The organism is Metapseudomonas phytobenefica, from assembly GCF_043392685.1.
Taxonomy (GTDB): Bacteria; Pseudomonadota; Gammaproteobacteria; order Pseudomonadales; family Pseudomonadaceae; genus Metapseudomonas.
Window position 1 is genome coordinate 35,423 of record NZ_JBHZGM010000029.1, and the last position, 11,812, is coordinate 47,234.

Annotated in this window: 10 protein-coding genes; all 10 read right to left on the reverse strand. The window is 66.8% G+C overall.

Annotation, left to right across the window (positions count from 1 at the left end; translation table 11 throughout):
- The 10 genes from ACFW0B_RS20290 to ACFW0B_RS20335 all read right to left on the reverse strand — a co-directional run bounded on the left by ACFW0B_RS20290 (position 1) and on the right by ACFW0B_RS20335 (position 11,724).
- On the reverse strand, positions 1-1,698 hold the full coding sequence (locus ACFW0B_RS20290) for an ATP-binding response regulator (RefSeq protein ID WP_449150788.1): 1,698 nt from the start codon (positions 1,696-1,698) through the stop codon (positions 1-3).
- Entirely contained in the window at positions 1,682-2,845 is a 1,164-nt protein-coding gene (gene ercA, locus ACFW0B_RS20295) for an alcohol dehydrogenase-like regulatory protein ErcA (protein WP_449150789.1), read from the reverse strand. The genes ACFW0B_RS20290 and ercA overlap by 17 nt, the downstream gene beginning before the upstream one ends.
- A 234-nt stretch (positions 2,846-3,079) precedes the next feature.
- A complete protein-coding gene (locus ACFW0B_RS20300; protein WP_449150790.1) occupies positions 3,080-4,924 on the reverse strand; it encodes a S9 family peptidase in 1,845 nt (614 codons plus the stop codon).
- Entirely contained in the window at positions 4,890-6,041 is a 1,152-nt protein-coding gene (pqqE, locus tag ACFW0B_RS20305) for a pyrroloquinoline quinone biosynthesis protein PqqE (protein WP_449150791.1), read from the reverse strand. Before pqqE ends, ACFW0B_RS20300 begins: the two co-directional genes overlap by 35 nt.
- A complete protein-coding gene (pqqD, locus tag ACFW0B_RS20310) occupies positions 6,010-6,291 on the reverse strand; it encodes a pyrroloquinoline quinone biosynthesis peptide chaperone PqqD (protein WP_449150792.1) in 282 nt (93 codons plus the stop codon). Before pqqD ends, pqqE begins: the two co-directional genes overlap by 32 nt.
- Complete coding sequence (pqqC, locus tag ACFW0B_RS20315) at positions 6,288-7,040, reverse strand: pyrroloquinoline-quinone synthase PqqC (RefSeq protein ID WP_449150793.1); 753 nt, start codon at positions 7,038-7,040, stop codon at positions 6,288-6,290. Before pqqC ends, pqqD begins: the two co-directional genes overlap by 4 nt.
- 44 nt (positions 7,041-7,084) lie before the next feature.
- Entirely contained in the window at positions 7,085-7,999 is a 915-nt protein-coding gene (gene pqqB, locus ACFW0B_RS20320) for a pyrroloquinoline quinone biosynthesis protein PqqB (RefSeq protein ID WP_449150794.1), read from the reverse strand.
- A 46-nt stretch (positions 8,000-8,045) separates the two neighbouring features.
- Positions 8,046-8,117, reverse strand: a complete 72-nt coding sequence (pqqA, locus tag ACFW0B_RS20325) for a pyrroloquinoline quinone precursor peptide PqqA (protein WP_072432761.1) — start codon at positions 8,115-8,117, stop codon at positions 8,046-8,048.
- Positions 8,118-8,503: 386 nt separating this feature from the next.
- Positions 8,504-10,024, reverse strand: a complete 1,521-nt coding sequence (gene exaC / locus ACFW0B_RS20330) for an acetaldehyde dehydrogenase ExaC (protein ID WP_449150795.1) — start codon at positions 10,022-10,024, stop codon at positions 8,504-8,506.
- A gap of 131 nt (positions 10,025-10,155) precedes the next feature.
- Positions 10,156-11,724 carry a methyl-accepting chemotaxis protein gene (locus ACFW0B_RS20335; protein ID WP_459251726.1) on the reverse strand — a complete coding sequence of 523 codons (1,569 nt, stop codon included), beginning with the start codon at positions 11,722-11,724 and terminating at the stop codon, positions 10,156-10,158.
- Positions 11,725-11,812: the final 88 nt, after the last annotated feature.

The following is an 11,812-nucleotide window of genomic DNA, read 5'->3' on the forward strand; positions in this document are numbered from 1 at the left end:
TCAGCCGCTGGCCTGTCCGATCAGCTGGCTGATCACCGCTCTCAGCTTGCCGGGTTTGACCGGTTTATTGAGCAGCGGCACGCCGAGCTCCTGCAGCCTGCGACGGCACTGGTCGCTGCGGTCGGCGGTGATGATCACGGCGGGGACTTCACTGGCGAAGCGCTGGCGCAGGTCCTGGATCACCTCGCAACCGACCCTGCCGTGGTCGAGGTGGTAGTCCACCAGGATCAGGTCCGGCGCCCGCCCTTCCAGCACCTCCCGGGCAGTGGCGAGGTCAGGGGCGGTCAGCACCTCGCAACCCCACTGGCCGAGCAGCGCCGACATGCTTTCCAGGATGCCCGGTTCGTTGTCCACCACCAGCAGGCGCCGGCCGGGCAAGGGGTCGCCGGTCACCGGACGCGGTTCCAGATTCGGCCGTACCTGCGGTTGTTGCCGTACCAGGGGCACCTCGATGCTGAACACCGAACCCCGGCCCACCTGCGAACGCACCTCCACGCGATAATCCAGCATGCTGGCTATGCGGTCGACGATGGCCAGGCCCAGGCCGACGCCCTTGCGCTCGGCGGCGCGGCCCACGTCCAGCTGATTGAATTCGAGGAAGATCGCTTCCAGCTGATCCGCCGGAATGCCCCGCCCGCTGTCCCACACTTCCAGTCGCAGCCGGTCACCCCGGCGCCGCGCCCCGAGCAGGATGCGGCCCCGCTCGGTATAGCGGCAGGCATTGCTGAGGAAGTTGCGCAGGATGCGCGTGAGCAGGCGCAAGTCGGTGCTGATGCACAGGCGCGGAATGCGCACGCGCAAGCCCAGGCCGGCCGCCCCGGCGACGCTCTGGAACTCCGAGGCCAGCGGACCGAGCACTTCGTCCAGGTGGTAGACATCCAGGTCCGGCTTGATCGCGCTCTGGTCCAGCTTGGAGATATCCAGGAGGTCGGTGAGCAGGTCTTCGGCGCCTTCCAGGGCCTGGTGAGTGCGTTCCACCAGTTGCCGTTCGGCGGCGGGCAGCGCGCGTTCACGCAGGGTGGAAACCAGCAGCCGCGCGGCGTTCAAGGGTTGCAGCAGGTCGTGGCTGGCGGCGGCCAGGTACTTGTCCTTGCTGAGGTTCGCCGCCTCGGCCGCATCCCGCGCTTCGCGCAGTTGTTCGTTCAGGCCCTGGAGCTCGCGGGTACGTTCCTGTACGCGCTGCTCCAGTTCGTCATTCAAGGTCTGCAGGCGTTGCTGGGCGAGGATGCGCTCGGTGATGTCGGCGACGAAGCCTTCCACCAGCCCTTCCTCGTCGGGCTTGAGCAGCAGGTTCATCAGCACGTCCACATGGCTGCCGTCCTTGCGCAGGAGGCGCGTCTCGTAGCCGAACAGCCCTCCTTCCCGTTGCAGGGCGCGGCGGATCTCCACCAATTCGGCGGCGCCGCCGGCGAACAGGCCGCTGCCAAGGTCGGAAAGGCAGCGCAGGCAATCCTGCGGCGAGTCGTAGCCGAGCATCCAGGCCAGGGCCGGATTCGCTGCGCGCAGGCCGTCCTGCAGGCTGGCCTGGAAGATGCCGTGCACGGCGTGCTCGAACAGCCACTTGTAGCGGTTGCGCTCGGTTTCCAGCTCCTCCAGGCGTGCCAGCAATTCGGGGTAGTGGCTCTTGCGCACCGAGTGGCTGCCTAGGCCGAGCAACCCGGTCAGGGCGTCTCGCTGGTGGTCAGAGGGCCTCGGCATATACCACCTCGACATCCCGCTGGCTGGACTCGCGCGGGTTGGTGAGGATGCAGGGATCGTCCATGGCATGACGCGACAGGAACGGAATGTCCGAAGTGCCGACGCCGTGCAGACGCAGGGTTTCGTGGAAGCCCACCGCATGTTTCAGGGTCACCAGGTGCTCCACCAGGCGCTGGCGCACCTGGTTCTGGGTCAGGCCGCGGCAGTCGATGCCCATGGTTTCGGCGATCACCTTGAAGCGCTCCGGCGCGGCGCTGTAGTTGAACGCCACCACATGCTCCACCAGCACCGCGTTGCACAGGCCGTGCGGCAGGTCGAGGAAACCGCCCAGGCTGTGGGACATGGCATGCACCGCGCCGAGGATGGCGTTGGAGAAGGCCAGGCCTGCCTGCATGCTGCCGAGCATGATCTTCTCGCGCAGGGCGATGTCCTGCGGGTTGGCGATCATCCCCACCAGGTTGCCGTTGATCAGGCGCATGGCCTCCAGCGCATGAGGGTCGGTCAGCGGACCGTGGCCGGTGGACACGAATGCCTCGATGGCATGAACCAGGGCGTCGATGCCGGTACAGGCGGAGAGGAACGGGTCCATGCTCAGGGTGGTTTCCGGGTCGATCAGCGACACATCCGGCACCACCGCCTTGCTGACGATGGAGAACTTCATCCGTTCCTGCTGGTTGGAGATGATCACGAACTGCGAGACATCCGCCGACGTACCGGCGGTGGTCGGGATCAGGATCAGCGGCGGGCTGGGCACCGTGAGGGTGTCCACGCCCTCGAATTCGAGAATGCTGCGGCCATGGGCAGCCACGATGCCGATGCCTTTGGCGCAATCCATCGGGCTGCCGCCCCCCACGGCGACGATCACGTTGCAGCCCATGCTGCGGTAGAAGTCGGCCCCCTGCATCACCTCTTCCACGCGCGGGTTGGGCGATACCTGGGTGTACAGGCAATAGTCGATGCCCTGGGCCTGCAGGCTGGCCTCGATGTCGCCGACCCAGCCGGCGGCCTGCACACCGGGGTCGGACACCACCAGCACCTTGCGCGCGCCAAAGGTGCTGGCGTAGTTGCCGACATTGTGCCGGCATCCAGCACCGAAAATGATCTCGGGAGAAACGAACTTGCGAAGTGAGCTGATATCGTGACGCATCAAGCAACTCTTTCTTGTAGTTATGCGGTGAGTAGGCCCCAGCCTACTGGATTCACGGGCCTTTTCAATCAGACCTTGGGAGATTTCCCAGGCTCCGCTTCGTTCATTCCTTGCCTTTGTGGGGGCGATTTCAATCGCTGAGCGGACCGCAGGTTCGCCCCTCGATCATTCGGGGGGCCGCTGCGCTGCCCTTTGCGAATGAATTCGCCCCCACAGGGAAAGCCACCGCGCTCCCTACAGCAGTCCCCGATAGAACGCCAGCTCCGCCTCCAGCGCATGGGCCAGGTTGGCGGCCTGGCGGAAGCCGTGGCGCTCCTCCGGGTAGACATGGCATTCCACCCGCCGGCCCGCTTCCTTCAATGCCGCCACCATGCTGGCGGTCTGTTCCAGCACCACCACCGCATCCTGGCCGCCCTGGAAGAAGATCACCGGCGCACCGATCTCCCGCGCCCGCAACACCGGGGTACGCTGCCGGTAGCGCGCGATATCCCGTACCGGGTCGCCGATCAGCCAGTCCAGGTAGTCGGCCTCGAACTTGTGGGTCTTTTCCCGCAGCGCCAGAGGTGCGCTGACCCCGTAGTAACTGGCGCCACCGCGGAAGGGCGTATCCCCCACCAAGGCCAGCAATGTCGTGAACCCGCCGGCGCTGGAGCCACGAATGAAGGCCCGCTCAGGGTCCACCCAGCCCAGGCCGGCGAGGTGCATCAGCAGTGCCGTGGCGTCTTCCACGTCCAGTTCGCCCCAGCCGCCGGCCAGGCGCTGCCGGTAGGCGCGGCCATAACCACTGCTGCCCCTGTAATCCAGATCGGCCACGGCGAAACCACGCTGGGTCCAGAACTGGATGCGCGGGTCGAACACGGGCTGGCAGGCGGAAGTCGGGCCACCGTGGCAGAACACCAGCAGCGGCGGAAGCTGGTCTTCCGGGCCGCGAAAGGCCGTATTGCAGGGCGGATAGAAGAAACCGTACGCGCACTCCCCATTGCCCACGGCGAATTGCACGGGCCGGGGCCGGGAAATCTCTTCGGCGGGCAGTTCGCTGCCGCCGCCTGCCAACACCTGCAGGCTGGCGTCCTTGCGGTCGATGGCCAGCACGGCGCTGGCGCTGTCCGGCCCGGCGGCGATGCAGTAGTAATGCCCCTCGTCCGCAGCCAACTGGCGGAAGCGGCTGTAGCCGGTCGCCAGCAACTGGCAGTCGGCGCCGACCAGGTCGCTCCGGTCTGCGGCCAGCCAACTCCGCAGCCCCGCCTCGGGCAGGTAGCTGCACAGGCCCAGTTGCCAGGGGGCCGGGGCGTGATCGGCGTGGGCGGCCGGCAACGGGCGCAGCTGTTCGCCCTCCAGCGCCCAGGGCTGCCACCAGCCATTGCGATCGCTCAGGCAATGCAGGCGCCCATCGGCATCGAAGCGCGGCTGTTGCAGGGACTCGCCGCCCTCCGCTCCGGCGATGATGCTGGCCGGTCCCCAGGCATCCCCGTCGCGCCGACGCAGGCAGAGCCGCGTTTCCGTCCAGGGCAGCGCGGGTCGGCTCCACTCGATCCAGGCCAGGGTCCGGCCATCCGGGGCCAGACGCGGCGCAGCATAGAAATCGGCGCCCTCCACCAGCACCTGGCGCGCGCCATCGGTAAGGGCGATCGCCACAAGACGGTGGGTGCCCTGCTCTTCCTCCACCGCCAGCACATGCGGCCCGGCGCTCCAGAGATCGCCATAGCGGGCATCGGGATTACGCGTCAGGACCGCCGGAGCCCCGGCAAGAGGCTGGAGGTAGAGCTGCTGGTCGGCCTCATTGACGAACGCCACTGCGCCCGGCGCCAGGCAGAAGGCACCGCCGCCATATTCATAAACCCGGCTGCGCAGGGAGTAGCCATCCGGCGTCAGGCAGCTCGCCTCCCCCGCCTGCCAGCGCCAGAGGGTGGTACGGCCGTCGGCGGGGTCGAACAGCGTCCAGAACAGCCCCTCCGGACCGCAGCGCAGCTCGGCGAAATCGCGGCTGGCGGCGACGGCGCATTCCGCGCTCCAGGGGCTGTCCCAGAAGCCGAAGGGACGGATTTCAGGCGCGGCAAATGATTTTTGAGGTTCGCTCATTGCGGTAGGTCAGCTGCTCCAGGGTTCCAGCAGCATGGTCCGCCTCCTCCCGCGCCGCCAGTATTTTGCCGTGATGGGCCGACTTGGCGCACACCGGGTCGGCGTTGCTGGCATCGCCGGTGAGCAGGAAGGCCTGGCAGCGGCAGCCGCCGAAGTCCTTCTCCTTCTCGTCGCAGGAGCGGCAGGGTTCGGGCATCCAGTCGTAGCCACGGAAGCGGTTGAAGCCGAAGGATTCGTACCAGATGTGCCTGAGGTCGTGCTCCTTGACGTTGGGGAAGCGCACCGGCAGCTGGCGCGCGCTATGACAGGGCAACGCGGTGCCGTCCGGGGTGATGTCGAGGAACAGGCTGCCCCAGCCGTTCATGCAGGCCTTGGGGCGTTCCTCGTAGTAGTCCGGGGTGACGAAGATCAGCTTGCACGGGTGCTTTTCCGCGGCCAGCTTCGCCCGGTATGAGTGGGTGATGCGCTCGGCACGTTCCAGCTGGGCGCGGGTCGGCAGCAGGCCGGCGCGGTTCAGCTCGGCCCAGCCGTAGAACTGGCAGGTGGCGAGCTCGACGAAGTCCGCCTCCAGCTCCAGGCACAGCTCGATGATGCGCTCGATCTGGTCGATGTTGTGCCGGTGGGTGACGAAGTTCAGCACCATCGGGTAGCCCGCCGCCTTCACCGCGCGGGCCATCGCCAGTTTCTGCGCGAAGGCCTTGCGCGAGCCGGCCAGGAGGTTGTTCACCTCCTCGTCGGCGGCCTGGAAGCTGACCTGGATATGGTCCAGCCCGGCGTCCTTGAAGGCATTGATGCGCGCCTCGGTGAGGCCGATGCCGGAGGTGATCAGGTTGGTGTAGTAGCCCAGCTCGCGAGCGGCGCGGATCAGCTCCTCCAGATCCTGGCGCACCAGCGGTTCGCCGCCGGAAAAGCCCAGCTGCGCCGCGCCCAGCGCACGGGCCTGGCGGAACACCTCGACCCACTGCGCCGTGTTCAGTTCCTCGCCCTGCCGGGCGAAGTCCAGCGGGTTGGAGCAGTACGGGCACTGCAGCGGGCAACGGTAGGTCAGCTCGGCCAGCAGCCAGAACGGCGGCCCCGGCTGGTTTTCAGGCTTCGAGTTGCAACCAGAACTGGGCATGGGCCACCTCGATGAAGGCCAGGATGTCTTCGTCCAGACCGGGTACGTCGGGGAAGCGCCGGCGCAGATCGTGGATGATCTGTGCCACCGAACGCTCACCGTCCACCAGCCGGAGGATTTCCCCGGCGCTATCGTTCAACCGCACCATGCCTTCCGGATACAGCAGCACATGGCAGTTCTGCGCCGGCTCCCATTGCAGCCGATAGCCACGGCGCAGGTGCGGTACCTGCTGGAGGTCGAAATCGCTCATAGGGCAATCCCCCGGTGCCAAACCCGCTCGCGGGTCACGCTGTGGTACGGCGGACGCTCCAGTTCGTAGGCCATGCTCATGGCGTCGAGCATGCTCCACAGCACGTCCAGCTTGAATTGCAGGATTTCCAGCATGCGCTGCTGCGCCTCCCGGGTGCGGTAGTGCGCGAGGGTGATGCGCAGGCCGTGCTCGACATCGCGGCGCGCCTCCTTCAGGCGTTTTCTGAAGTAGTCGTAGCCGCTCGGATCGATCCAGGGGTAATGCTGCGGCCAGCTGTCCAGCCGCGACTGGTGGATTTGCGGGGCGAACAGCTCGGTCAGCGAGCTGCTCGCCGCCTCCTGCCAGCTGGCGCGGCGGGCGAAGTTGACGTAGGCGTCCACCGCGAAGCGCACCCCCGGCAGCACCAGCTCCTGGGACAGCACCTGCTCTCGCTCCAGCCCCACCGCCTCGGCCAGGCGCAGCCAAGCCTCGATGCCGCCGGCTTCACCCGGAGCGCCGTCATGGTCCTGGATGCGCTGGATCCATTCGCGGCGGGTGTCGCGGTCCGGGCAGTTGGCGAGGATGGCGGCGTCCTTCAGCGGGATGCACACTTGGTAGTAGAAACGGTTGGCCACCCAGCCCTGGATCTGTTCGCGGGTCGCGCGGCCTTCGTACATGGCGCGGTGGTACGGATGATGGATGTGGTAATAGGCTCCCTTGGCGCGCAGGGCCTGTTCGAATTCCTCTGGGGTCATGGCGCGTTCGCTCATGCCGGTATCCCTCGCAGGGTGCGCCGTGCGCACCGGAAAATGATTCAGAGCTCGATACTCATGCCGTCCCAGGCCACTTCGATACCGTGGCGCTCCAGTTCGGCGCGCTCGGCGGAATCGACGTCGAGGATCGGGTTGGTGTTGTTGATGTGGATGAGCACCTTGCGCGGGCCGGCAAGGCGGTCGAGCACCTCGATCATCCCGCCCGGGCCGCTCTGCGGCAGGTGGCCCATCTCGCTGCCGAGCTTGTCGCCCACCTCGCAGTGGCGCATCTCGTCGTCGCGCCAGAGCGTGCCATCCACCAGCAGGCAGTCGGCGCGGCGCATCCAGCCGAGCAGCGCGTCATCCACCTGGCCGAGGCCGGGGGCGTAGAACAGACGGCCGCCGGTGGCCAGGTCCTCGATGAACAGGCCGATGTTGTCGCCCGGATGCGGATTGCCCCGGTGCGGCGAATAGGGCGGCGCACTGCTCTGCAGGGGAATGGCGGTAAAGCGCAGGCCGGCGCAGGCGGGGATTTCGAAGGCCGGGCTGGCAAGGTCGATGGGCTGCCAGTCCAGGCCGCCATTCCAGTGCCGGAGCATGGGGAACAGCGGGAAGCCGCTGCTGAGGTCCTGGTGGACCATGTCGGTGCACCAGACCTGGTGCGGGCAGCCTTCGCGCAGGCTCAACAGGCCGGTGACGTGGTCGATTTGGCTGTCCATCAGGATGATCGCCCTGATGCCGGTGTCGCGCACCCGACGGGCCGGTTGCAGCGGCGCAAAGGCGTCGAGCTGGGCGCGGATGTCCGGCGAGGCGTTGCACAGCACCCAGTCGACGCCGTTGGCGCTGAGGGCGATGGAAGACTGGGTGCGCGGCTGGGCGCGGAGCTTGCCGCTGCGCACGCCGGCGCAGTTGCGGCAGTTGCAGTTCCACTGGGGGAAACCGCCGCCGGCGGCGGAGCCGAGAATCTGGATGTGCATGGGATTTGCCCTGGCGGGGGCCCCGGCAGAGCCGGGGCGATGCGGATCAGCGGTTGGCGAAGTACAGGGTCACTTCGAAACCAATGCGCAGATCGGTAAAGGCGGGTTTAGTCCACATGGAGCAATCCTCTTGTTATGGCGCCGGAGGATTCCGGCAAGTCCAGTTAAGCACCGCCCCGGAAGGGGTCGAATGGTACTTTCGGAGGAGATTCGCTCGTGATTTGGTAGGGGCCGATCAGGCGCAGGCAATGTGGGGGCGAATTCATCCGCGATGCAGGCCGAAGTCCTGCCATTTGGGCTTTCCGGGGCTGCTGCGCAGCCCTAAGCGATTGAAATCGCCCCCACAAGGGATCGTTCCACCGGGAAAGAAAAACGCGGCCGAAGCCGCGTTGCGACAAGGCCCTGCCGGGCTTTGGATGTGGGGGCGCTCTTTCCCGCTGACAGGACGGCGTCGCCTAAGGGAGTGTGGCGCCCTGACCGGCGCGCCACGGGGTCGCTGACCGGTCAGAAGAAGCCCAGCGGGTTGATGTCGTAGCTCACCAAGAGGTTCTTGGTCTGCTGGTAGTGGTCGAGCATCATCTTGTGGGTTTCGCGGCCGACGCCGGACTTCTTGTAGCCACCGAAGGCGGCGTGCGCCGGGTACAGGTGGTAGCAGTTGGTCCACACACGGCCGGCCTTGATGCCACGGCCCATGCGGTAGGCGCGGTTGATGTCACGGGTCCACAGGCCGGCACCGAGGCCGAACTCGGTATCGTTGGCGATCGCCAGGGCTTCGGCTTCGTCCTTGAAGGTGGTGACACCCACCACCGGGCCGAAGATTTCCTCCTGGAACACGCGCATCTTGTTGTGGCCCTTGAGCAGGGTCGGCTGGATGTAATAACCGCTGGCCAGGTCGCCTTCGAGCCTCTCCGCCGCGCCGCCGGTGAGCACTTCCGCGCCTTCCTGCCGGGCGATGTCGAGGTAGGAAAGGATCTTCTCGAACTGCTGCTGCGAAGCCTGGGCGCCGACCATGGTTTCGGTGTCCAGCGGGTTGCCGCGCTTGATCTTCTGCACCTTCTTCATCACCTCGGCCATGAACGCCGGGTAGATGGATTCCTGCACCAGGGCGCGGGACGGGCAGGTACAGACCTCACCCTGGTTGAAGAAGGCGAGCACCAGGCCTTCGGCGGCCTTTTCGATGAAGGCCGGCTCGGCCTGCATGATGTCTTCGAAGTAGATGTTCGGGCTCTTGCCACCCAGCTCCACGGTGGAGGGGATGATGTTCTCTGCCGCGCAATGGAGGATGTGCGAACCCACCGGGGTGGAGCCGGTGAAGGCGATCTTGGCGATGCGCTTGCTGGTGGCCAGCGCCTGGCCTGCTTCCTTGCCGAAGCCCTGGACGATGTTCAGCACGCCCGGCGGCAGCAGGTCACCGATGATTTCTGCCAGCACCATGATCGACAGCGGCGTCTGCTCGGCGGGTTTCAGCACCACGCAGTTGCCGGCGGCCAGGGCCGGCGCCAGCTTCCAGGCGGCCATCAGCAGCGGGAAGTTCCACGGGATGATCTGCCCGACCACGCCCAGCGGTTCGTGGAAATGGTAGGCGGCGGTGTGTTCGTTGAGCTCGGCGGCGGAACCTTCCTGGGCGCGGATGCAGCCGGCGAAGTAGCGGAAGTGGTCGGCGGCCAGCGGCACGTCGGCGTTCAGGGTTTCGCGCACGGCCTTGCCGTTGTCCCAGGTTTCGGTGACGGCCAGGACTTCCAGGTTCTGCTCGATGCGGTCGGCGATCTTCAGCAGGATGTTCGAGCGGTCCTGGACCGAGGTGCGGCCCCAGGCATCGGCGGCGGCGTGGGCGGCGTCCAGGGCTTTCTCGATGTCTTCGGCGCCGGAGCGAGGAAATTCGGCGATCACTTCGCCATTCACCGGCGAGGTGTTGGTGAAGTACTGACCACCGATGGGGGCGACGAATTCGCCACCGATGTAGTTGCCATAACGCGGTTTGAAGCTGACGACGGCGCCCGGAGTGCCTGGTTGTGCGTAGATCATGGGGTTGCTCTCTCTGGTCGGTACCCGCCCGGCTGGGCAGGCTGTGGACCGATCTTAGTCAGCCCTCGCCCGGCCCCGGTATGCGCCCATGGGAGAGACGCCCTCGTCATTTGGTATTAATTGGCGAGCGCTCAGGCCCGCGCCAGAGCCCTCTTCGCCGGAGCCTGCGCCGCCACCTGCTCGGGCCGATAGCCCAGGCGCAAGCCGCCCCAGTGCCGGCCCTGGACGATGATCGGCACCGAGAGATCGTGCATCAGCTCGCCCGTGTCGCGGGTGTAGGTCTGCAGCAGCAGCGGTTGCTGATGGCTGCCGCAACGCAGGCCGGTGCGGTCGTTGAACATGCGCTTGCTGCGGCTGCGGGCCATGTCCTGCTCGGGGTCGCCGGTGGGGGCCTGGCTGAAGGCCTTGTTATGGGTCGGCACATAGCCTTCCTGGGTACAGGCGATGGCGAATACCAGCCCCTCGTGCTGCTTGAGCAGCGGCTCCTGGATATCCGGCAGGACCTGGTCGGTGTAACGGTCGAAGCGCGAGCTGTACTTCTGCGGATAGGTGCCCGGCACCACCTGGAAGCGGCGGTCGAAGAGGTCATCGAGGCTGATGCGTCCTTCCCGCACATCGCGCTCGAAGCGCTCGGCGATTTCGCTCGCGCCCTGCCGGGCCAGGTCGTAGATGCGCTGGTGGTAGTCATCCAGCCCCACCTCCGCCAGCCGTTCGCTGATGGTTTCCGCCTGCCCTTCCAATTGGCTGGCGGCGGCAGCCAGGCGGCGGGTCTGTTCGTCGCTCACACCGAGGTCACTGCGCATCTGCCCCACCGCCTCGAACAGCCCGGCGAGCTGGTCGCGGTTGGTGCGGGCGCCACGGGCGATCTCGTCCACCTGCCCTTCCACCGCTGCGGCCAGCCCGGCGATCTTCTCCAGTTGGCGGCCGGTCAGCTCCACCTGGCCGACGCCCGCCTCCAGGTCCGTGGAGAGCTGCTGGATCTGCTCCACCACCAGTGCCGTCTGGCGCTGGATATCGGCCACCATCTGCCCCACTTCGCCGGTGGCGCTGGCCGTGCGGCCGGCCAGCCCGCGCACCTCGTCCGCCACCACGGCAAAGCCACGGCCGTGCTCCCCCGCCCGCGCGGCCTCGATGGCGGCATTCAGCGCCAGCAGGTTGGTCTGGCTGGCGATGGACTGGATGACCTGGGCCACTTGCTGGATTTCCTCGCTGCGCTGGCTGAGGGTGGCGATCAGCTCGCGGCTGGCGCTGGCCCTGAGGCTCAGTTGCTGCATGAGGGCGATGGCCTGTTGCAACACCTCACGCCCTTCATCGCTGCTCTGGCGCGCGTCGTGGGCGGCGGCAAAGGCCTGCTGGCTGAGTTCGGAGGTGGCGGCCTCGGTGGCGATCATCACCTCGGCGCTGCCGACGATGCGTTCGGCAGCCTGCAACTGGGACTGGAGGCGCTCGGCCAGGCGGTCCACCGACCAGGCGACCCCGGCGGCGGACAAGGCGTTGTGGCTAGTACTGCGAGACAGGTCGCGGGTGAGCCGGGCGATGTCGGCGCCCTCCTCCACGGCCGCCTGCTGCGATGGCGGTTGCCTGAGCAGCCAGGGCAAAGGCAGCAAGAGCAGCCCCCCCAGCCAGGGCGACAGCCCGGTCAAGGCCAGGCCAGTGGTAATCAGGAGGATCAGTAAGCTGTGGATCAGGCAGTTGCGCATCGCTCGTCCCATTGTTGTTTTCGGGTATTAAGCGGCCAATCGCCAGTACGGAACATGGTTCCTTGGTCGTAGAACAACAGGTGAGGAA